This is a genomic window from Klebsiella sp. ZJOU C1, assembly GCF_035620215.1.
Classification (GTDB): domain Bacteria; phylum Pseudomonadota; class Gammaproteobacteria; order Enterobacterales; family Enterobacteriaceae; genus Klebsiella; species Klebsiella variicola.
Genome location: NZ_CP141644.1, coordinates 3,346,480 through 3,366,045, shown reverse-complemented (window position 1 = coordinate 3,366,045; position 19,566 = coordinate 3,346,480). Strand labels below are relative to the sequence as shown.

At 60.0% G+C, this 19,566-nt stretch carries 20 protein-coding genes; 14 read left to right on the top strand and 6 right to left on the bottom strand.

Features of this window, described 5'->3' with window-relative positions:
- Positions 1 to 2 precede the first annotated feature (2 nt).
- Genes livM through SPE70_RS16125 form a run of 3 tightly spaced genes read left to right on the top strand, consistent with a single transcriptional unit; the run spans position 3 to position 2,877 of the window.
- Positions 3 to 1,289: a high-affinity branched-chain amino acid ABC transporter permease LivM gene (gene livM / locus SPE70_RS16135; RefSeq protein WP_012967797.1), complete on the top strand. Its 1,287-nt coding sequence runs from the start codon at positions 3 to 5 to the stop codon at positions 1,287 to 1,289.
- On the top strand, positions 1,286 to 2,161 hold the full coding sequence (locus SPE70_RS16130; RefSeq protein ID WP_004148803.1) for an ABC transporter ATP-binding protein: 876 nt from the start codon (positions 1,286 to 1,288) through the stop codon (positions 2,159 to 2,161). The genes livM and SPE70_RS16130 overlap by 4 nt, the downstream gene beginning before the upstream one ends.
- Positions 2,158 to 2,877, top strand: a complete 720-nt coding sequence (locus SPE70_RS16125; protein WP_008804341.1) for an ABC transporter ATP-binding protein — start codon at positions 2,158 to 2,160, stop codon at positions 2,875 to 2,877. The genes SPE70_RS16130 and SPE70_RS16125 overlap by 4 nt, the downstream gene beginning before the upstream one ends.
- A gap of 5 nt (positions 2,878 to 2,882) precedes the next feature.
- On the opposite strand, the gene SPE70_RS16120 is transcribed toward SPE70_RS16125, so the two are convergent.
- Positions 2,883 to 3,776: a LysR substrate-binding domain-containing protein gene (locus SPE70_RS16120; protein ID WP_008804342.1), complete on the bottom strand. Its 894-nt coding sequence runs from the start codon at positions 3,774 to 3,776 to the stop codon at positions 2,883 to 2,885.
- 283 nt (positions 3,777 to 4,059) lie between these two features.
- Between SPE70_RS16120 and pckA the strand changes: the two genes are divergently transcribed.
- Positions 4,060 to 5,703, top strand: a complete 1,644-nt coding sequence (gene pckA / locus SPE70_RS16115; protein WP_044614093.1) for a phosphoenolpyruvate carboxykinase (ATP) — start codon at positions 4,060 to 4,062, stop codon at positions 5,701 to 5,703.
- Between the two features lie 49 nt (positions 5,704 to 5,752).
- Here the strand turns inward: pckA and SPE70_RS16110 are convergent, their stop codons facing one another.
- Positions 5,753 to 6,229, bottom strand: a complete 477-nt coding sequence (locus tag SPE70_RS16110) for a GNAT family N-acetyltransferase (RefSeq protein WP_012541306.1) — start codon at positions 6,227 to 6,229, stop codon at positions 5,753 to 5,755.
- A gap of 98 nt (positions 6,230 to 6,327) precedes the next feature.
- On the opposite strand from SPE70_RS16110, the gene SPE70_RS16105 reads away from it, so the two are divergent.
- From SPE70_RS16105 to SPE70_RS16095, 3 genes are all read left to right on the top strand, one after another.
- Positions 6,328 to 7,260: a LysR family transcriptional regulator gene (locus SPE70_RS16105; protein ID WP_012541307.1), complete on the top strand. Its 933-nt coding sequence runs from the start codon at positions 6,328 to 6,330 to the stop codon at positions 7,258 to 7,260.
- Positions 7,261 to 7,565: 305 nt separating this feature from the next.
- On the top strand, positions 7,566 to 8,861 hold the full coding sequence (locus SPE70_RS16100; protein ID WP_044650293.1) for an MFS transporter: 1,296 nt from the start codon (positions 7,566 to 7,568) through the stop codon (positions 8,859 to 8,861).
- A gap of 11 nt (positions 8,862 to 8,872) precedes the next feature.
- Positions 8,873 to 9,682: a substrate-binding domain-containing protein gene (locus tag SPE70_RS16095; RefSeq protein WP_008804347.1), complete on the top strand. Its 810-nt coding sequence runs from the start codon at positions 8,873 to 8,875 to the stop codon at positions 9,680 to 9,682.
- Here the strand turns inward: SPE70_RS16095 and SPE70_RS16090 are convergent.
- Together SPE70_RS16090 and SPE70_RS16085 are read right to left on the bottom strand one after the other, a co-directional pair.
- The gene (locus SPE70_RS16090) at positions 9,657 to 10,556 is read right to left on the bottom strand and encodes an L-proline-binding transcription factor PsrA (protein WP_008804348.1); all 900 of its coding nucleotides are present in this window, start codon (positions 10,554 to 10,556) and stop codon (positions 9,657 to 9,659) included. The genes SPE70_RS16095 and SPE70_RS16090 overlap by 26 nt on opposite strands.
- 112 nt (positions 10,557 to 10,668) lie before the next feature.
- Positions 10,669 to 11,151 (bottom strand): cold-shock protein, encoded by a 483-nt coding sequence (locus tag SPE70_RS16085; protein WP_012541308.1) that lies wholly within the window; start codon positions 11,149 to 11,151, stop codon positions 10,669 to 10,671.
- A 191-nt stretch (positions 11,152 to 11,342) separates the two neighbouring features.
- On the opposite strand from SPE70_RS16085, the gene SPE70_RS16080 reads away from it, so the two are divergent.
- Complete coding sequence (locus SPE70_RS16080) at positions 11,343 to 12,041, top strand: RluA family pseudouridine synthase (RefSeq protein ID WP_049138296.1); 699 nt, start codon at positions 11,343 to 11,345, stop codon at positions 12,039 to 12,041.
- A 25-nt stretch (positions 12,042 to 12,066) separates the two neighbouring features.
- Here the strand turns inward: SPE70_RS16080 and SPE70_RS16075 are convergent, their stop codons facing one another.
- The gene (locus SPE70_RS16075; protein WP_040968648.1) at positions 12,067 to 12,606 is read right to left on the bottom strand and encodes a DUF2058 domain-containing protein; all 540 of its coding nucleotides are present in this window, start codon (positions 12,604 to 12,606) and stop codon (positions 12,067 to 12,069) included.
- Between the two features lie 368 nt (positions 12,607 to 12,974).
- Here SPE70_RS16075 and dgoR point away from each other — a divergent pair, with 368 nt between their 5' ends.
- The 6 genes from dgoR to SPE70_RS16045 all read left to right on the top strand — a co-directional run bounded on the left by dgoR (position 12,975) and on the right by SPE70_RS16045 (position 18,637).
- Positions 12,975 to 13,664, top strand: coding sequence for a D-galactonate utilization transcriptional regulator DgoR (gene dgoR, locus SPE70_RS16070; RefSeq protein ID WP_012967805.1), 690 nt, complete (start codon positions 12,975 to 12,977; stop codon positions 13,662 to 13,664).
- Positions 13,661 to 14,578, top strand: a complete 918-nt coding sequence (locus SPE70_RS16065; RefSeq protein ID WP_064170570.1) for a 2-dehydro-3-deoxygalactonokinase — start codon at positions 13,661 to 13,663, stop codon at positions 14,576 to 14,578. Before dgoR ends, SPE70_RS16065 begins: the two co-directional genes overlap by 4 nt.
- Positions 14,523 to 15,140 (top strand): 2-dehydro-3-deoxy-6-phosphogalactonate aldolase, encoded by a 618-nt coding sequence (locus SPE70_RS16060; protein ID WP_008804353.1) that lies wholly within the window; start codon positions 14,523 to 14,525, stop codon positions 15,138 to 15,140. Before SPE70_RS16065 ends, SPE70_RS16060 begins: the two co-directional genes overlap by 56 nt.
- Positions 15,137 to 16,285 carry a galactonate dehydratase gene (dgoD, locus tag SPE70_RS16055; RefSeq protein WP_008804354.1) on the top strand — a complete coding sequence of 383 codons (1,149 nt, stop codon included), beginning with the start codon at positions 15,137 to 15,139 and terminating at the stop codon, positions 16,283 to 16,285. Before SPE70_RS16060 ends, dgoD begins: the two co-directional genes overlap by 4 nt.
- A gap of 94 nt (positions 16,286 to 16,379) precedes the next feature.
- Positions 16,380 to 17,693, top strand: coding sequence for an MFS transporter (locus SPE70_RS16050; RefSeq protein ID WP_043875087.1), 1,314 nt, complete (start codon positions 16,380 to 16,382; stop codon positions 17,691 to 17,693).
- Entirely contained in the window at positions 17,690 to 18,637 is a 948-nt protein-coding gene (locus SPE70_RS16045; RefSeq protein ID WP_023297848.1) for a 2-hydroxyacid dehydrogenase, read from the top strand. The genes SPE70_RS16050 and SPE70_RS16045 overlap by 4 nt, the downstream gene beginning before the upstream one ends.
- Positions 18,638 to 18,693: 56 nt before the next feature.
- On the opposite strand, the gene SPE70_RS16040 is transcribed toward SPE70_RS16045, so the two are convergent.
- On the bottom strand, positions 18,694 to 19,023 hold the full coding sequence (locus SPE70_RS16040; RefSeq protein ID WP_023297847.1) for a gamma-glutamylcyclotransferase family protein: 330 nt from the start codon (positions 19,021 to 19,023) through the stop codon (positions 18,694 to 18,696).
- Between the last annotated feature and the right edge of the window lie 543 nt (positions 19,024 to 19,566).

The window sequence follows — 19,566 nt, the reverse complement described above, 5'->3', positions numbered from 1 at the left end:
TTATGGGTGAATTTACGCGCCAGCCTGCGCGGGATATCAAAAGCGCGCTGATCGACAGCGTGCTGGCCGGTCTTTGCGCGTTAATTGTCTTTGGCCCGATCGTCGGCGTGGTGCTCAAAGGGTATGGTTTTACCCTCGCGCCCGCGCGGGTGGCGATCCTCGTGGCGGTGGTGATGGCCGGCAGGCTGGCGCTCAGCCTGCTGCTGCAGAGCCGTCGGGGAAAAGCCTTTATTGCCCGCTTTGAGGGGGCGGATGACGGGGTGTACGTCCGGCCGCCGGGATACCGCTCGCGGCTGCGCTGGATAATGCCGCTGCTGGCGGTCCTGGCCATTGCCTTTCCATTTCTCGCCAGCAAATACCTGCTGACCGTGGCGATCCTCGGCCTGATCTACGTTCTGCTCGGCCTGGGGCTGAACATTGTGGTGGGCCTCGCGGGCCTGCTCGATCTGGGCTATGTGGCGTTCTACGCCATCGGCGCCTACGGCCTGGCGCTGGGCTACCAGTACCTGGGCCTCGGCTTCTGGGCGATGCTGCCGCTGGGGGCGGTGATGGCGGCCCTCGCCGGGGCGTTGCTGGGCTTTCCGGTGCTGCGCATGCATGGCGACTACCTGGCCATCGTCACCCTCGGCTTTGGCGAAATCATTCGCCTGGTGCTTAACAACTGGGTGAGCTTCACCGGGGGGCCCAACGGCGTACCGGTGCCGTCGCCCACGCTGTTTGGCCTCGAGTTTACCCGCCGGGCCAGGGATGGCGGCATCCCCATCCATGAGTTTTTCCACGTCAGCTACAACCCCAACCTGAAATTCATCTTTCTCTACGCCGTGCTGTGCCTGGTGGTGATGCTGGTGCTGCTGGTGAAACATCGTCTGACGCGGATGCCCATCGGCCGCGCCTGGGAGGCGCTGCGCGAGGATGAGATCGCCTGTCGGGCGATGGGGCTCAACCACGTGCTGGTGAAGCTCTCGGCGTTTATGCTCGGCGCGTCGACCGCCGGCATCGCCGGGGTGTTCTTCGCCAGCTATCAGGGGTTTGTTAACCCGACGTCGTTCACCTTTTTTGAGTCGGCGCTGATCCTGGCGATTGTGGTGCTCGGGGGAATGGGCTCCACCCTGGGAGTGGTGCTGGCGGCGTTTGTCCTGACGGTCACCCCGGAGCTGCTGCGCGGTTTTGACGAATATCGGGTGCTGCTGTTCGGCGTGCTGATGGTGGTGATGATGATCTGGCGGCCGCGCGGCCTGGTGCGCACCAGCCGCAGCGGGGTTGCGTTGCGAAAAGGAGTCGCGCCATGACCGACAGCATCTTACGCGTTGAGCATCTGATGATGCATTTCGGCGGCATCAAAGCGCTGAATGATGTCAATCTGGAGGTGGAGCGGGGGTCGATCACCGCCCTGATCGGCCCCAACGGCGCGGGCAAGACCACGGTGTTTAACTGCCTGACCGGTTTTTACCGGGCGACGGGGGGGAGCATCGTGCTGCGGGCGCGGGAAAAGGTTACCGATGTCATTCAGGTGCTGGGGCAGAAGCTTCACCCGGACGATTTTCTCCACCCGGCGCAGCTGGGGCGGCGGATCTATTACAAGATGTTCGGTGGCACCCATCTGGTGAACCGCGCTGGCCTGGCGCGCACCTTCCAGAATATACGTTTATTCCGCGAGATGTCGGTGATTGAGAACCTGCTGGTGGCCCAGCATACCCAGGTTAACCGCCATCTGCTGGCCGGGATCCTCAATACTCGTGGGTATCGGCAGGCGGAGAGTCAGGCGCTGGATCGCGCTTTTTACTGGCTGGAGGTGGTGGAGATGGTGGACTGCGCCAACCGTCTGGCGGGGACCCTCTCCTATGGACAGCAGCGGCGGCTGGAGATCGCCCGCGCCATGTGTACCCGCCCGGAGATGATCTGTCTGGACGAGCCGGCCGCCGGTCTCAACCCGGTGGAAACCCAGGCGCTGAGCCGGATTATTCGCTTTCTGCGCCAGCAGCACGGCATCACGGTACTACTGATCGAGCATGATATGGGGATGGTGATGGAGATTTCGGATCATATTATCGTCCTCGATCACGGGGACGTCATCGCCCGCGGCGCGCCGCAGGCGATCCAGGCCAACGCCAGCGTGATTGCCGCCTATCTTGGCGCTGAGGAAGAGGAGACGCGCCGATGAGCCAGCCATTGCTTGCCTTTAATGAGGTGGATGTCTTCTACGGGCCGATCCAGGCCCTGAAGCAGGTCTCCCTCACCGTCAACGAGGGAGAGACGGTGGCGCTGATCGGCGCCAACGGCGCCGGTAAATCAACGCTGCTGATGTCGGTCTTCGGCCAGCCGCGCATTGCCGGCGGGGAGATTTTCTATCGCGGGGAGGCGATCAGCCGGAAATCGACCCACTTTATCGCCAGTAACGGCATCGCCCAGGCCCCGGAAGGGCGGCGCATCTTTCCCGATATGACCGTCGAGGAGAACCTGCTGATGGGGACCATTGCTATTGGCAACCGCTATCAGGCCGAAGACAAGGCGCGGATGTATCAGCTGTTCCCCCGGCTGGAAGAACGGCGGGGACAGCGGGCGATGACCCTCTCCGGCGGCGAGCAGCAGATGCTGGCCATCGCCCGGGCGCTGATGAGCCGACCGCGCCTGCTGCTGCTGGATGAGCCAAGCCTGGGGCTGGCGCCGCTGGTGGTGAAGCAGATTTTTCAGATCCTGCGCGAGCTGACGGCCCAGGGGATGACGCTGTTTCTGGTGGAGCAGAATGCCCGCCATGCCCTTAACCTGTCGGACCGCGCCTATGTGATGGTGAACGGCCAGATCCGCCTGAGCGGCAGCGGCCAGGCGCTGCTCAACGACCCGGAGGTGCGTAAGGCATATCTGGGGATCAGCGGCTGAGGGGGTTATTCCCGCGGTTCGTTACGGGTTTTAATGTGCTGCCAGAAACGTTCGGCGGCCTGGTTAAGCCGCGAGCCGGAGCGGTAGAGCCAGGCGCCGATCGGCAGCGACAGGCGGTCATCGAGGATCGTCAGTCGGCCTTCGTCCAGCTCGCGCTGAATAGAGTATTGCGGCAGCCAGCCCACGCCGTCGCCATTGAGGATCATGCGCTTGAGCAACTCGCTCATGGAAGAGACAAACGTAAGGGAGAAGGTGATCTCCGGCGTACGGTCGATCACCTGGTTCACCTGGCGCCCCATATAGCTGTCGTTGGCGTATTTCATCAGCGGCAGCACGCCGCGATGTAAATGAAACAGCGGGCGGCCATGTTCGTCGCAGGGGGAGACCAGGTGCAGGTAAGAATCAAAAATTTTATGATTAATAAACGGATAGTTCATTAATTCTTCATTATAGAAGGAGAGGATAAAATCGCTTTTTCCCTCTTTCAGGTTAAATACGGCGTCGTTGACGTTAATCGATTCAACATGAAAAGTCTTATTTTTACGGTCGGTGTAACCGGCGATGATTTCCGGCAGTAATAACACCGACAGCGAAGGGGCCGCGTCGATTCTTATTTTCTGGGTCGTGTTATTTAAACCCTTAATACGACTGATCTGAAAATCCATGTCATCGAGCATATTTCGCGCATAGCCGACAAAAATTTTCCCGCGGTTGGTCAATTGCAGGGGGTTGGCGCTACGATCGAAGATGCTGAATCCGAGGGAGGCCTCCAGCGACTGGATGCGTCGACTGAACGAGGACTGAGAGATGTTGCGGGCTTTGGCCGCCAGGGTAAAGCTGCGCGACTCCTCAAGGGCAATCACATCATACAGCCATTTTACTTCCAGATTTGCCAACACCGATCCAGTCCTCAAAAACGCAATAAAGGCTATGCAATTTTAGCATAGCGCATAGAAACTATGCAATTAACATAATTATCGACAGGTGTTAACATTTTTTGGAAAGTTGAGATTTATGAATGCATATCGGCGACCCTACATGAGCACGATATGAAATCGCGACTCACGGTTATTTATTGCTTTATTTTATTGTCCAGGACTTATCTTATTAAATCGCCGGCGACGATGACGAAAGCAATGAATAACCCAGGCCTCTTACCTTAAATAGTTTGTCAGGAGTTCCATGTCACAACAAATTGAATCAGTTAAAATGGCTCTGCAGGAGCTGGGGATTAATGCAAGCGGCGAATTCTTTTACAACCCTGATTACGATTTGCTTATTGCACATGAAACCGCTCCTGAACTGACCGGCGCGGCCCGCGGCGTGATGACCGAGTCTGGGGCTGTGGCTGTTGATACCGGGATCTTCACCGGCCGTTCACCGCGCGATAAATACATCGTCCGCGACGAACAGACGCGTGATACCGTCTGGTGGGCAGACTCAGGCCTCGGCCGCAATGACAACAAACCGTTATCGCCAGACGTGTGGCGCAGCCTGAAAAGCCTGGTCGCGGGCCAGCTGAGCGGCAAAAAACTGTACGTCATCGACGCCTGGTGCGGCGCCAGCCCGGACACCCGTCTTGGCGTACGCTTCGTCACCGAGGTGGCGTGGCAGGCCCACTTTGTCAAAAACATGTTTATCGTGCCGAGCGCCGACGAGCTGGCCAGCTTTACGCCAGACTTCGTGGTGCTCAACGGCGCAGGCTGCACCAATGCCAACTGGCAGGCGCAGGGGATGAACTCCGAGAACTTCGTCGCCTTTAATCTCAGCGAGCGTATTCAGCTCATCGGCGGCACCTGGTACGGCGGCGAAATGAAGAAAGGGCTGTTCTCGGTCATGAACTACCTGCTGCCGCAGAAAGGCATCGCGTCGATGCACTGCTCGGCCAACCGTGGCGAAGCAGGGGACGTGGCGCTGTTCTTCGGCCTCTCCGGGACCGGCAAAACCACCCTGTCGACCGATCCGCATCGTCAGCTGATTGGCGATGACGAGCACGGCTGGGACGATGACGGCGTGTTTAACTTTGAAGGCGGCTGCTACGCCAAGACCATCAATCTCGACCCGCAGGCGGAGCCGGAGATTTATGGCGCCATCCGCCGCAATGCGCTGCTGGAAAACGTGGTGGTGCGCGCTGACGGCAGCGTGGATTATGCCGACGGCAGCAAAACCGAAAACACCCGCGTCTCCTATCCGCTGTCGCATATCGACAATATCGTCAAGCCGGTGTCCCGTGCGGGCCATCCGTCGAAGGTGATTTTCCTTGCCGCCGACGCGTTTGGCGTCCTGCCGCCGGTCTCCCGTCTGACCACCGAGCAGATGCAGTACCATTTCCTGTCGGGTTTCACCTCGAAGCTGGCGGGTACCGAGCGCGGCATTACCCAGCCGACGCCGACCTTCTCCGCCTGCTATGGCGCGGCGTTCCTGCTGCTTCACCCAACCCAGTACGCCAGCGTCCTGGCGGCGAAGATGGCGGAATCCGGTGCGGAAGCCTGGCTGGTCAACACCGGCTGGAACGGCGAGGGCAAACGCCTGTCGCTGCGCGATACCCGCAGCATCATTAGCGCGATCCTCAACGGCACTACCGGCCCGCTGCGCGATGAGACCATCCCGGTGTTCGGTCTTGCGATCCCGCAGAGCATTCCAGGGGTAGACAGCGCGGTGCTGGATCCGCGTAATGGCTGGAGCTCAGCGGATAAGTGGCAGGAGAAGGCCGAGAGCCTGGCTCAGCTGTTTATGGATAACTTTAAGCAGTACAGCGATACCGAAGCGGGCGCGCGTCTGGCGCTGGCCGGTCCGCAGCTGCAGAATAGCGCGGTCGAAGCCTGATCCGCGGCCAGCAGGTCGACGCCTTGCGCCGACCTGCTGGCGAGCCGCTTTACTCCGCAAAGGCCCGCAGCGCATCGCCCGTGAGGCGATAACGCACCCACTCATCCTGCGGCTGCGCGCCAATGCTCAGATAGAAATCAATCGCCGGCTGGTTCCAGTCGAGCACGCTCCACTCCAGACGCCCGCACTGACGCTGTACAGCATATTGCGCGATGGTTTTCAGCAGCGCTTTTCCGGCGCCTATCCCGCGAAAGTCGGGGGTGACGTACAGATCCTCCATATAGATACCATTGCGTCCAAGCCAGGTGGAATAGCTGGTGAAGAACACCGCGTAGCCCACCGCTTTGCCCGCCACCTCGCAGATCAGCGCTTCGGTTTTGCTGCCGCTGGCAAACAGCGTCTCTCTGATCTCCTCTGCCGTCGTCACCACCTCTTCAGGGGCTTTCTCGTAGACCGCGAGTTCATAAATCATGTCGTAAATAGCGGTGGCGTCGTCCGGGGTGGCCTGGCGGATCGTGATGCTCATGGGGCGTCCTGTATCAATAGTCAAAAGAGAGCAAAATTGCTGACCCTGAGGATAAGCGGTATTGTGAAAAGAATTAAGTGCAATGAAATCAGCAAACGATGAATATTATGCATCCTGTCCTGCGCCGGATTGACCTCAACCTGCTGCCAGTCTTTGACGCGGTCTATCGCTCCCGCTCGGTGCGCCTGGCGGCGGAAGAGCTGGCAATGAGCACCTCGGCGCTGAGCCATGCGCTTTCCCGGCTGCGCAGCGCCCTCAACGATCCGCTGTTCTATCGCGAAGGGCATCGGATGTGCCCCAGCGTCTATGCCAGCCAGCTGGCGCCCTCTATTGCTTCGGCGCTGAAGTTTCTCAACCAGGAGCTGACGCCGCCGGCGGCGTTTGTGCCGGCCGCCAGCACCGACTGCATGCAGATTGCGATCACCGATTTCACCGCGTTCTGCGTCTTTCCGACGCTGATGCACCACCTGCAGCGTGAGGCGCCCGGGCTGCGGTTTGAACTCCGTTATCTGCCCCACAGCCCGGCGCTGACCGAGCTGCTGGCGGGCGAGGTCGACCTGGCCCTCGGGTTCAATACCCCTGACGAGCCAGCCCATCCCGATCTTGAGGAGATTAACTGGCTGCGGGACGAATATGTGGTCATCAGCCAGGCCGACCGGACGGCGCTGACCCTGGACGCCTACCTTGCTGCCCGTCATCTGGTGGTGACCCCGTGGAATGAGCAGCAGGGGGTGCTGGACTGTGAGCTGGAGCGGCAGGGCTATTCGCGGCAGGTGGCGATGAAAACCCCCTCGATGCTGAGCGCGCCCTTCATTATTGAGCAGAGCGACCTGTTGATGGCGCTGCCCCGGCGAGCGGCGGAGACGATGGCCCGCGCCGCCCGGCTGACCATTTTCCCGCTGCCGTTTCCGGTTCCGCCGTTTGACGTCAAGATTTACGCCCACCAACGCAGCGGGAAACGCGAGGCTACCCGCTGGCTGATCGCTCTGTTGCAGACGCTGGTGGGGGAGTCCGCCGCTTCCGCTTCCTGACGCGCTTTGCGGCCGGCAGCGTGTATCCTCACCCCAGGCCAGGGTTTTTATGCCGTCAACCCACGGCGACGTACCCTGGCCTCGGTCACAAAACGGAAAACTGACTTTTTCGCCGTCACCCGCAGCGTGGTTAGCACGGTATGTGTTAAATGATTGTATGCAAAAGTAATGTTAATTAGTTAAATGTTATTCATGCGTAAAATGCATTAATGGATGCGTTTATTACGCTTATTTCGTTCCCGGTTCTGTTTCAGTCTTCAGCAACAGGCGCGCGACAACGCGTGGATAACAAACTGGAGACCTGCATGCATTCAACAACCTCACTGATGAGTACCCGTGACCGGATCGGCGCCATCCTGCGCGTCACGTCCGGTAACTTTCTCGAACAGTTCGACTTTTTCCTGTTCGGGTTTTATGCCACCTACATCGCACATACCTTTTTTCCGGCGAGCAGTGAATTCGCCTCGCTGATGATGACCTTCGCGGTCTTTGGCGCCGGCTTTTTGATGCGCCCCATCGGCGCCATCGTGCTTGGCGCCTACATCGACAAGGTGGGGCGGCGCAAGGGGCTGATCGTCACCCTGTCGATCATGGCCACCGGCACCTTCCTGATCGTGCTGATCCCCTCTTACCAGACCATTGGCCTGTGGGCGCCGCTGCTGGTGCTGATCGGCCGTCTGCTGCAGGGCTTTTCCGCTGGCGCCGAGCTGGGCGGGGTGTCGGTCTATCTGGCCGAGATCGCCACACCGGGTCGCAAAGGCTTTTACACCAGCTGGCAGTCGGGCAGTCAGCAGGTTGCCATCATGGTGGCGGCCGCGATGGGCTTTGCCCTCAACGCGGTGCTGGAGCAGAGCGCCATCAGCGACTGGGGCTGGCGCATTCCGTTCGTCTTCGGCTGCCTGATTGTTCCGTTCATTTTCATCCTGCGCCGTAAGCTGGAGGAGACCCAGGAGTTTACCGCCCGCCGCCATCATCTGGCGATGCGCCAGGTGTTCGCCACGCTGCTGGCGAACTGGCAGGTGGTTATCGCCGGGATGATGATGGTGGCGATGACCACCACCGCGTTCTACCTGATCACCGTCTATGCGCCGACCTTTGGTAAAAAGGTGCTGATGCTCAGCGCCTCTGACAGCCTGCTGGTTACGCTGCTGGTGGCGATTTCCAACTTCTTCTGGCTGCCGGTGGGCGGGGCGCTGTCTGACCGCTTTGGCCGCCGACCGGTGCTGATTGCCATGACCCTGCTGGCGCTGGCTACCGCCTGGCCTGCACTGACCCTGCTGGCGAACGCGCCGAGCTTTTTGATGATGCTGAGCGTGCTGCTGTGGCTGTCGTTTATCTACGGCATGTACAACGGGGCGATGATCCCGGCGCTGACCGAAATTATGCCTGCCGAAGTGCGCGTGGCAGGTTTCTCGCTGGCCTACAGCCTGGCGACCGCGGTATTTGGCGGCTTCACGCCGGTGATTTCCACGGCGCTGATCGAGTATACCGGTGATAAAGCGTCTCCCGGCTACTGGATGAGCTTTGCCGCGGTCTGCGGCCTGCTGGCCACTTGCTACCTCTATCGCCGTAGCGCCGTTGCGCTGCAGACGGCACGTTAATCAGGGAGAAGATGATGCGTAAAACGACAGGAACACTGCTGGCCACGCTGCTGCTGGCCGCCACCGGCGGCAGCGCGCTGGCCGCAGAGGTCACCGTGATGATCTCCGGCGGCTTCAAAGCGGCGCTGGAAAAGCTGGCCCCGGCGTGGGAAAAACAAACTGGCAACCACCTCGTGGTGATCCCCGGCCCGTCGATGGGGAAAACGCCGCAGGCGATCCCTAACCGCCTGGCGCGGGGCGAACACGCGGACGTGGTGATTATGGTCGGGGATGCGCTAACCAGCCTCGAAAAAGCGGGCCGTACGCAACCGGGTTCGCGTCGGGAGCTGGCCGACTCGCCGATCGGCGTGGTGGTGAAGGCGGGGGCGCCGCTGCCGGCTATCCATAGCGCAGACCAGCTGCGGGCGACGCTGCTGGCGGCGCCGTCGGTCGCGTACTCCGACAGCGCCAGCGGACGCTATGTTAGCTCGACGCTGTTCCACACCCTGGGCATTGATGACGCGATGCAGAGCAAAGCGCAGATGGTGGAGCGCATTCCGGTAGCCTCGGAAGTGGCGAAGGGACGGTATGCGATCGGTTTTCAGCAGGTGAGCGAACTGCTGCCGGTACCCGGCGTGACCTTCGTTGGCGAACTGCCGGATAACCTGCAGTACATCACCCGCTTTGCCGGGGCGGTGACTATCAGCGCCGACCACCCGCAGGAAGGCAAGGCGCTGCTGGCGTATCTGGCCTCACCGGCGGCGCAGGAGACCATCCACGCCACCGGCATGCGAAGCGTGGCCGCCACCACGCCGGTCAGCCAGAAGGATACTGTTCAATAATCAGCTTCTCCAGCTCTGCCGCCACGTAGGACTGAATACGGCCGCTGAGGCGGATCAGGCCTACCGTGCGCGTGACCACCGGGTCAGTGAGCGGCACAGCGCGGAGAACGGAATGCTCCCCGGCGGGCATCGACATCGCGGGCACGGCGGCAATGCCGATGCCCGCTTCCACCATCCCCAGCATCGTGGTGACGTGGCGGGTTTCGCAGATACTTGGCCGCGCCGGCGTCAGATGCGCCAGCTCCCGGTCAAGCAGCGTCCGGTTGCCCGAGACCCGATCCAGGCCAATATAATCCTGTTCAAAATACGCCTGCCAGCTGAGGTGCGTCTTGCGCGCCAGCGGATGATCGTACCGACAGGCGGCCACATAGCGGTCGTCGGCAAGAGGGGTGAATTCGAGACTGGCTGGCAGGTTTTTGGCAAAACAGAGGCCAAAGTCAGCCTGTCCGCTGCTGACGGCCTCGATCACATTCCCGACGCTGCTGTCAATCAACCGGATGCGCACCTGGGGATAACGCGCCTGAAAGCTGCGGATGATTTCCGGCATAAAGTAGTAGGCGGCGGAGGGCACCGTCGCCACCGTCACCAGCCCGGTGCGCGCCTTGCTGACCTGGCTGATATCCGCCAGCACCGTCTCGACATGGGCCAGCAGTTGCTCCGAACGTTCGGCAAAATTTTGCCCATACAGCGTGAGGGTCACCCGCCGGGTGGTACGTTCGAACAGCCGGTTGCCCAGCGCCGTCTCCAGCTTTTCGATGCGTCGGCTAAGGGCCGACTGCGACAGGCAGATGGATTCAGCGGCCAGCCGAAAACTGCCATATTCCATCAGGGCGCGAAAGGCGTAGAGATCGTTGAAGTCAAAATTCACGGGCATGGCGGCGGCATCCTTATCGGCTGTCTGGCGCCATCGCCCCGTCCGGCGAGGGGCGATGGCGGGTAGTCTATCGGGCAGGTCTTCGGGCGCGCGGGAAACCGCGCGCCGGGGCTTACACCTTAAGCAGTTTTACCGTGGCATCGATATCGATTTCGTCTTCCGAGAAGATCAGGGTTGTCCCCTGAAAGGTGGTGATCGCCAGCTTTTTCACCGAACGCATCTCTCCCGGCTGCACTGTGGATTTTGGCCGGATGCTGTTCATCAGCAGCCCGACCGACAGCACCGCGTTTTCTTTATCGACGCGGGTCTCGACCGGCTCCTCCTCATGGTACACCACATAGGATTTGATGGAGGTCAGCTTCAGCCGCTCGCCGGCGATATAGATATATTTGCTCTCCGGAATGACCTTCACCGCGTAGGCCGACAGCCCTTTATTGTTGGTGGTAGGTTCGAAAGTCACCGCCGCGTCTTTCTTGATAAGATCAGGATTGGCGACCTTAATCACGTGAAAATAACGATTTTCGCCGTTTTCATCTTTGATAAATCCAAAACCTTTATCTTTAAACCACGTTGTGATTGTTCCGTTCATCGCCATTACCGTTCTTACTCGTTGGTTAACTCAAATTTTGCAGCGCGCAGTGTAAAGCACATTGCCTGTGCAGGCCATGCCTTTGCGATAAGTGTGGGTGATAAATGACGCCGCCGCGAGGGCGGATTGTGCGCCAGCATCGTGCCGGCGGCCAAAATGGGGTACTATCGCCAGCCACTCCTACTTCGGGCCGCCTGATGTCCACCATTATCGATACCTTTGTCGCGCCGCCGTGCCGCGAACAGATCACCCTCTTGTATCAGGACGAACACCTGCTGTTGATCAATAAACCCGCCGGGCTGCTGAGCCTGTCGGGCAAAGATCCGCGCAACCTTGACTCCGTGCATCACCGGCTGGTTCAGCGCTTTCCGGGCTGCACCCTGGTGCACCGCCTGGACTTCGGTACCTCCGGTCTGATGGTGGTGGCCCGCAACAAGGGCATTAACGCCTTGCTGTGCCAGCAGTTCAGCCAGCGCACGGTGGACAAGGTCTATACGGCGCTGTTGTGCGGCCATCTGGCGGAAGATGAGGGGATAGTGGAGGCGGCGATCGCCAAAGATCCGGCCCGTTTCCCGCGCATGTCATTGTGCGCCCGGCACGGCAAACCGGCGCGTTCGCGCTATCGGGTCATTGACCGCCTGTATCAGTCACGGGAAGGAGAGAGGGCGCTGGCGTTGACTCGAGTGGCGCTCACCCCGGAGACCGGGCGCACCCATCAGCTGCGCATCCACTGCCAGCTGCTGGGCTATCCGATCCTTGGCTGCGATTTGTACGGTGGCCGGGAGCTGCCCGGCACGGAACAGGCTCCGCGGCTGATGCTGCACGCCAGCGAACTGCGCTTTGTCCACCCCGTCAGCCATGAGCCGATGCATATCCAGCAGGCGAGCCCGTTCTGATCGCCCGCGGCGAGAAAGCCCGGGGTTACCACATCAGATCGTCGGGCACCTTAAAGTCGGCATACGGATCGTCTTCATCCTGCTCATCCTGACTCAGGGCGCTGTGCAACACGATGCTGCTGGCGTCGCGCTGGGCGATTTTCTCGGCCACCACCGCCGGAATAATCGCGTATTCACCTTCGGGCTTGTTATCCACCGCCAGGCGGGCAATCGCCAGACGGCCGTTAATCAGCTGGGTCTGGGTGAGCTTGTCGACCATGATTTTTTTGATCAGATTATTATCGGTGAAGTTAAAGCCGATATCGCCCCGGGCGACCGTAATGCGGTTCATCTCGATCAGCTGCTTCACCTGGGCTTTATACTCTTTCGCCAGCACCGCCTGCTTTTGCTGCTCGCTGAGCTGCTTATCGCGCTCCAGCTGAGCTTTTTTATTTTCTTCCACCGCTTCCCGGGCCTCACGGGCCTGAACGCGGGATTTTTTCGCCGTCCTCTGGACTTTAGCCATTTTTTTGCTGCTGACCAGGCCGGCTTTGAGCATCTGCTCTTGTAAGGTGAGTTTTGTCATCTGCGTGTCTGAAACTGAGGAAACATCTGCCAAGTATACCTGCATTGGCCGAAACGACGCCAGACTACCCACTGTTCGTTACCCCGATTAGCCTGACAGCCCCCCGCCGAAGCCGCGTTAACCCAGCCTCGCAGGCCCATCTTTCCCGTCCCCGGCGAAGGATCGTCGCCACCATTTTTGGCATGTCGACGATCCTTTTTTGTGATGGATTGTCTTTTTTGTGATCTTGATTGTAGTACAATTTTTATTAATAGTACTACTATGTGTCACAGGCAAGGATGAACAGGTTCACGTTTGTACTACCAGACTGGGTGGAAATGCGCTGAACGGAGTAAAGTAACCGGGCATAACCCCGTTAAGGACACGCTATGAACCTGACTAAAACCGATCGGCTGATGGTGACCCTGGGCCGCCAGATTGTGAGCGGCAAATATCTTCCCGGCGCGGCGCTGCCGGCGGAGGCTGACCTGTGCGAGGAGTTTGCCACCTCCCGCAACATCATCCGCGAAGTCTTTCGCTCGCTGGAGGCGAAGCGCTTGATTGAGATGAAACGCTATCGCGGCGCCTTCGTCGCGCCGCGCAGCCAGTGGAATTTCCTAGACAGCGACGTATTGCAATGGGCGCTGGAACAGGATGAAGACCCGGGGCTCATCGCGGCGATGAGCGAAGTGCGTAATCTGGTGGAGCCGGCGATAGCCCGCTGGGCGGCAGAGCGGGCCACCTCCAGCGATCTGGCGCAGATTGAGGCGGCGCTGAATGACATGATCGCCAACAACCAGCAGCGCGATGCCTTTAATGAAGCCGACATTCGCTATCACGAAGCGGTGCTGGCGTCAGTGCATAACCCGGTGCTGCAGCAGCTCAGCGTGGCGATTAGCTCGCTGCAGCGCGCGATATTTGAACGGACCTGGATGGGGGATGAGGCCAACATGCCGCAAACGCTCCAGGAACATAAAACGCTGTTCGATGCGATTCGCCATCAGGACAGCAACGCGGCAGAGCAGGCGGCGCTCACCATGATCGCCAGCTCGACACGAAGACTGAAGGAAATCACATGACATCTCGCTACATCGCTGTTGACTGGGGATCGACCAATTTTCGCGCCTGGCTGTTTGAGGGCGAACGCTGCCTCGACAGCCGGCAGTCGGCGGTGGGGATCGCCCGCCTGGACGGTCAATCGCCGGCAGCGGTGTTAGCGACACAGATTAATGGCTGGCGCGAGGGGCGTACCCCGGTGGTCATGGCGGGAATGGTAGGCAGCAACGTGGGCTGGAAGAACGCGCCCTATTTACCGCTTCCCGCCGATTTCACGGCCATTGGCGACCAGTTGACCGCCGTAGATGAAGGGATCTGGATTGTCCCCGGGCTTTGCACTTCCCGCGAAGACCACCACAACGTCATGCGCGGCGAAGAGACGCAGCTCCTCGGCGCACGCCTGCTGGCCCCTGCGGCGGTGTACGTCATGCCCGGCACCCATTGCAAATGGGTCAAAACCGACGGCCGGCAGATTGAAGACTTTCGCACGGTGATGACCGGCGAACTGCACCATCTGCTGCTGACGCACTCCCTGATCGGCGCGGGATTACCCGAGCAGCAGGCTGCGCCGGCGGCATTTCACACCGGACTGGCGCGCGGCCTGTCCGCGCCCGCGGTGTTGCCACAGCTTTTTGAGACCCGCGCCGCGCACCTGTTGGGGGCGCTGGCCCGGGAGCAGGTGAGCGAATATCTATCCGGCCTGTTAATTGGCGCGGAGGTGGCCAGCATGCGCGCCTTCATTGCCGACGAACAGGCTATCGCGATCGTTGCCGGCCCGTCCCTCTCCGCGCGCTATCAGCAGGCATTTCAGCTGCTGGGCCGCCAGGTGACGACAGTGTCGGGCGACGATGCCTTTCTGGCTGGTATAAGGAGCATCGTACATGCAGTGGCAAACCTCACTTCCGCTGATCGCTATTCTGCGCGGCATCACCCCTGACGAGGCGCTGGCGCACGTCGGCGCGGCGATCGCCGCCGGGTTCGACACCGTGGAGATCCCGCTCAATTCACCGCAATGGCAGCAGAGCATCCCGGCCGTGGTCGAGGCCTACGGCGCGCAGGCGCTGATTGGCGCCGGAACGGTGCTGCAGGAAGCGCAGGTCGATCGGCTGGCGCAGCTGGGGGCGCGGCTGGTGGTGACCCCCAATGTGCAGCCGGCGGTGATCCGCCGGGCCGTCGGGCACGGGATGACCGTCTGCGCCGGCTGCGCGACGGCAAGCGAGGCGTTTACCGCGCTGGAGGCCGGGGCGCAGGCGCTGAAGATTTTTCCCTCTTCGGCGTTTGGCCCCGACTACATCAGGGCGCTGAAAGCGGTTTTGCCCGCGTCGGTGCCGGTATTTGCGGTCGGCGGCGTCACGCCGGAAAACCTGGCGCAATGGATCGAGGCCGGTTGTGCGGGCGCAGGGCTGGGCAGCGATCTCTATCGCGCCGGCCAGCCGGTAGCGCGGACCGCAGAGCAGGCCGCCGCATTTGTTAGGGCGTATCAAGAGGCTGTGAAATGAAAATAACCAAACTGACCACCTGGCGTTTACCCCCGCGCTGGATGTTCCTCAAGATTGAAACCGACGAGGGGATAGTCGGCTGGGGCGAGCCGATCGTCGAAGGCCGGGCGCGCACCGTGGAGGCGGCGGTACATGAGCTGGGGGACTATCTGATTGGCCAGGATCCGGCGCGGATCAACGATCTGTGGCAGGTCATGTACCGCGCCGGCTTTTATCGCGGCGGGCCGATCCTGATGAGCGCGATCGCCGGTATTGACCAGGCGCTGTGGGACATCAAAGGGAAGGCGTTGAATGCGCCGGTCTGGCAACTGCTGGGTGGCCTGGTGCGCGATAAAATCAAAGCCTACAGCTGGGTGGGAGGAGACAGACCTGCCGAGGTCATTGCCGGGATTAACACGCTGCGCGGGATGGGGTTTGATACCTTCAAACTCAACGGCTGTCAGGAAATGGGGATGATTGACAGTTCGCGCACGGTGGATGCGGCGGTGAACACGGTGGCGCAGATCCGCGAAGCATTTGGTAACGACATTGAATTTGGCCTCGATTTTCATGGCCGCGTCAGCGCGCCGATGGCGAAACTGCTGATTAAAGAGCTGGAACCCTATCGGCCGCTGTTTATCGAAGAGCCGGTGCTGGCCGAGCAGGCGGAGTACTACCCGCGGCTGGCGGCGCAAACCGCGATCCCGCTGGCCGCCGGCGAGCGCATGTTCTCGCGCTTTGAGTTCAAGCGGGTGCTGGAGGCCGGCGGCCTGGCTATTTTGCAGCCCGATCTCTCTCACGCTGGCGGCATCACCGAATGCTTCAAAATCGCCGGTATGGCGGAAGCGGCGGACGTGTCGCTGGCTCCGCACTGCCCGTTAGGCCCCATCGCGCTGGCCGCCTGTCTGCACGTGGACTTTGTTTCCTACAACGCTGTCTTCCAGGAGCAGAGCATGGGGATCCACTATAACCAGGGCGCCGAGTTACTCGACTTCGTGAAAAACAAAGCCGATTTCAATATGGAGGGGGGGTACTTTAAGCCGTTAATGAAGCCGGGGCTGGGGGTCGATATCGACGAAGAGAAAGTGATTGAGATGAGCCGACGCGCTCCTGACTGGCGGAACCCCGTCTGGCGCCTTGCCGATGGCGTGGTCGCCGAGTGGTAGTCCCCGGTTAATACCTGCTGCGATTCTTAATATCAATCTTTGCCTGGCGCGGGCGGTCTTCCCCTGCCCGAGGCAAAGTCATGGGGTTATTATTATGAGCATTGAACTCTGTACTTCTACATTAAAAAAGCTAAACAGCAAAATCATCCCCTTTATTATTATCTGCTATTTTGTCGCCAATCTTGATAAAACCAATATTTCCATTGCCGCGCTGCAAATGAACGCCGATCTGGGATTAACGGCCAGCATGTACGGCCTTGGGGTCGGCATGTTTTATATTTCCTATATTATTTTCGAAATTCCCAGCAACCTGATCATGACCCGGGTGGGGGCGCGGATCTGGATCGCCAGAATAATGATCACCTGGGGAATGGTGAGCGCCGGCATGGCGTTCGTCCAGACGCCGACCCAGCTCTATATTATGCGTTTTTTACTCGGCATGGCGGAGGCGGGATTCACCCCAGGGATTATTTACTATATCTCCTGCTGGTTTCCGAAGCGCAACCGGGCACGGGCGATGTCGTTCTTTTATATGGGATCGGTGCTGGCGTCGATCATCGGGCTGCCCGTCTCGGGGCTGATTTTAAATATGCATGGCATTGCCGATGTTGCCGGCTGGCGCTGGCTGTTCGCCATTGAAGGGGTTCCCGCCATCGTGCTGGGGGCGCTGGTGCTCTGGCTGCTACCTTCCAGCCCGCAAAAGGCGGCCTGGCTCTCTGAGGCGGAGAAAGGCTGGCTGACGGCGCAGATTGCCGCTGATAACCGCGGCGCGGTAGTTAATCAACACGCCTCCTGGTTCAGTGCGCTGAAAAATAAAGTGGTACTCCTGCTGAGTCTGGTCTGGTTTCTGCAGGCGTTCGGCTCCATCGGCATCACGCTTTTCTTACCGCTGATCCTCAAAAGTATGGCCAGCGAGCAGAGCGATGTGGTTATTAGTCTGCTGTCCGCGGTGCCGTTTATTTTCGCCTGCCTGTTTATGTACCTCAATGGCCGTCATTCGGATCTGACCGGCGAGCGGGCGTGGCATATGGGGCTGCCGCTGATTCTGGCCGGTCTCTCGCTGGCTGTCGCCATCTATGCCGGCAACCTGCTGGTTGCCTATCTGCTGCTGGTGCTCACCGTGGGCTTTAATTTCGCGCTAACGCCGGTGTTCTGGGCGGTGACCACCGAGAAGCTGGCGGGCGTGGCGGCCGCGGCCTCCATTGCATTTATCAACACCATCGCCAATTTTGTCGGCTTAGGCTTGCCGCCGCTGCTCGGGAAGATTAAGGACCTGACCAACAGCTATCACTCCGGACTGCTGATCGTCGCCGTGGCGCTGGCCCTTGGCGGGATTATCGGCATCATCGTCTCCCGGAGCGGCCAGAAACCCTCCGCCTTCCACACTCTGAAAGAAGATAAGCTATGAAACTGAACGTGTTAAAACAGGCTTCGCTCCCGGATGCCCTGACTGCGGAACTGGCGCGACGCTATCACCTCGTGGAGCTGACCGCACTCACTGACGCCGACTTTCGCGCGCTGGCCGGCACCTTTACCGTGCTCATCACCAACGGCGAAGCCTCCGTGACGCGAGAGCTGATCGCCAGCCTGCCTGCGCTGGAGCTGATCGCCGTCTTTGGCGTCGGCTACGATGGCGTGGATGTGCAGGCGGCTGCAGAGCACCAGGTGCGGGTCAGCCATACGCCGGGGGTGTTAACCGACGATGTGGCGGATCTGGCGCTGGGCCTGATGCTGGCGACCTCGCGGCAGATCGTCGCCGCCCACAAGTTTATCGAAGCGGGCGAGTGGGCGGCGGGCGGTTTTCCGTGGACGCAAAAAGTCTCCGGTTCGCGGGTCGGCATCGTGGGCATGGGGCGCATCGGCCAGGCCATCGCCCGGCGCTGCGAGGGGTTCGCCATGCAGATTGCTTATCATGACCGCAAGCGTCTCCCGGCGCTAAATTATGCCTGGCGGGAAGATCTGCTGACCCTGGCCGCGGAGAGTGATTTTCTGGTTATCTGCACGCCGGGAACGGCGGCAAACCAGGGGCTCATTAACCAGCCGGTGCTGGCGGCGCTGGGGGAGAAAGGGATCCTCATCAATATCTCGCGCGGCAGCGTGATTGATGAGCCCGCGCTGGTTGCCGCGCTGGAGAGCGGGATTATCGCCGGGGCGGGGCTGGATGTCTTCAGCCATGAACCGGCGGTACCGGCCGGGCTGCTGCAGCGCAGTAATGTGGTCGTCACCCCGCATATGGCCAGCGCCACCTGGAGCACCCGCGCGGCGATGGCGCAACTGGTGCTCGATAACGTCGCCTGCTGGGCTGAGAAGAAGGCGCTGGTGACTCCAGTGGCGGAAAGCCTGGCGGACTGACCGCAAAGCCGGAACGCGCTGGGCTGCTGTATTGTACAGCGCGTTCGCGGCGGGGATTACTCCCGGGGCTGAAGCTGATAAATCCAGGCGCTGACCTGCTGTCCATCGCCGGTGGTCACTTCCACCGGCACCCGATCGTACCCCTCCTCAAAGTCGTCCAGCATGGGCCAGTGCGCCGCCAGCCGATCGGACAGGAACAGATAGCCGTTGACCCGCGGGCCGTGAGCGTCGAGGACGATACCCGGAAAATCGGCGGCTGCGCCCCAGCCGCGCGCGTAAAAGGTGCCGGTGACGTAGCCGGGACGCCACTCGCCCCCGATCGCCTCCAGAATGTGCGCATTGCTGCGACCGGGACAGAGCGTCCCATAGACAAATAGCGGTTTCATTTTCTCTCTCTCGTTCGCCCTGATACCCGCCCACAGCGGAGCGGAAAACCAAAATACGGGGTAATTCAGCGCCTGGCAATGGCCGGGTGGGGCGGGGCAACCCTCCGGGCATCTCTCTGATGCCGGGGGAGGCTTTGGCCTCGGCGCTAATGAAGCTATATCGATTGCGATGATATTTTTATTATTTATATTTAAGATCAATATAAATAAGCCTGACGGAGAGACTAATTCGCTAATTAACATTCAATGGGGAAATAATAAAACGATAGCTTATGGAATATTCCTTCTCAATGGATTAAACAAGAGCCATAAAAGCAGCCGTAGGTTGAATTCAGATATTATTTAGGGCCAGGCGTTACCTCCCCTGGCTTTTTCGCTTTATGATAAACCTCCCTTGTACAAAGAATACCATCTGACTTCTAAACCCTCGCGGGCAGAGTTGATATTTCCTTTCCCTGAAGCGGCAGGCAATAAATCGAGCCGAACGACGTTCGGGAGAAAAACCGCTAGTGATGAACAGGCCAGAGCAAAGGCAGAGGCTGA

What these genes read in the sequence shown, in the direction of transcription:
- livM (WP_012967797.1), top strand. Translation starts at nt 3, where the DNA reads ATGGGTGAATTTACGCGCCAGCCTGCGCGGGATATCAAAAGCGCGCTG.
- SPE70_RS16130 (WP_004148803.1), top strand. Translation starts at nt 1,286, where the DNA reads ATGACCGACAGCATCTTACGCGTTGAGCATCTGATGATGCATTTCGGC.
- SPE70_RS16125 (WP_008804341.1), top strand. Translation starts at nt 2,158, where the DNA reads ATGAGCCAGCCATTGCTTGCCTTTAATGAGGTGGATGTCTTCTACGGG.
- pckA (WP_044614093.1), top strand. Translation starts at nt 4,060, where the DNA reads ATGTCACAACAAATTGAATCAGTTAAAATGGCTCTGCAGGAGCTGGGG.
- SPE70_RS16110 (WP_012541306.1), bottom strand. Translation starts at nt 6,229, where the DNA reads ATGAGCATCACGATCCGCCAGGCCACCCCGGACGACGCCACCGCTATT.
- SPE70_RS16105 (WP_012541307.1), top strand. Translation starts at nt 6,328, where the DNA reads ATGAATATTATGCATCCTGTCCTGCGCCGGATTGACCTCAACCTGCTG.
- SPE70_RS16100 (WP_044650293.1), top strand. Translation starts at nt 7,566, where the DNA reads ATGCATTCAACAACCTCACTGATGAGTACCCGTGACCGGATCGGCGCC.
- SPE70_RS16095 (WP_008804347.1), top strand. Translation starts at nt 8,873, where the DNA reads ATGATGCGTAAAACGACAGGAACACTGCTGGCCACGCTGCTGCTGGCC.
- SPE70_RS16090 (WP_008804348.1), bottom strand. Translation starts at nt 10,556, where the DNA reads ATGCCCGTGAATTTTGACTTCAACGATCTCTACGCCTTTCGCGCCCTG.
- SPE70_RS16085 (WP_012541308.1), bottom strand. Translation starts at nt 11,151, where the DNA reads ATGGCGATGAACGGAACAATCACAACGTGGTTTAAAGATAAAGGTTTT.
- SPE70_RS16080 (WP_049138296.1), top strand. Translation starts at nt 11,343, where the DNA reads ATGTCCACCATTATCGATACCTTTGTCGCGCCGCCGTGCCGCGAACAG.
- SPE70_RS16075 (WP_040968648.1), bottom strand. Translation starts at nt 12,606, where the DNA reads ATGACAAAACTCACCTTACAAGAGCAGATGCTCAAAGCCGGCCTGGTC.
- dgoR (WP_012967805.1), top strand. Translation starts at nt 12,975, where the DNA reads ATGAACCTGACTAAAACCGATCGGCTGATGGTGACCCTGGGCCGCCAG.
- SPE70_RS16065 (WP_064170570.1), top strand. Translation starts at nt 13,661, where the DNA reads ATGACATCTCGCTACATCGCTGTTGACTGGGGATCGACCAATTTTCGC.
- SPE70_RS16060 (WP_008804353.1), top strand. Translation starts at nt 14,523, where the DNA reads ATGCAGTGGCAAACCTCACTTCCGCTGATCGCTATTCTGCGCGGCATC.
- dgoD (WP_008804354.1), top strand. Translation starts at nt 15,137, where the DNA reads ATGAAAATAACCAAACTGACCACCTGGCGTTTACCCCCGCGCTGGATG.
- SPE70_RS16050 (WP_043875087.1), top strand. Translation starts at nt 16,380, where the DNA reads ATGAGCATTGAACTCTGTACTTCTACATTAAAAAAGCTAAACAGCAAA.
- SPE70_RS16045 (WP_023297848.1), top strand. Translation starts at nt 17,690, where the DNA reads ATGAAACTGAACGTGTTAAAACAGGCTTCGCTCCCGGATGCCCTGACT.
- SPE70_RS16040 (WP_023297847.1), bottom strand. Translation starts at nt 19,023, where the DNA reads ATGAAACCGCTATTTGTCTATGGGACGCTCTGTCCCGGTCGCAGCAAT.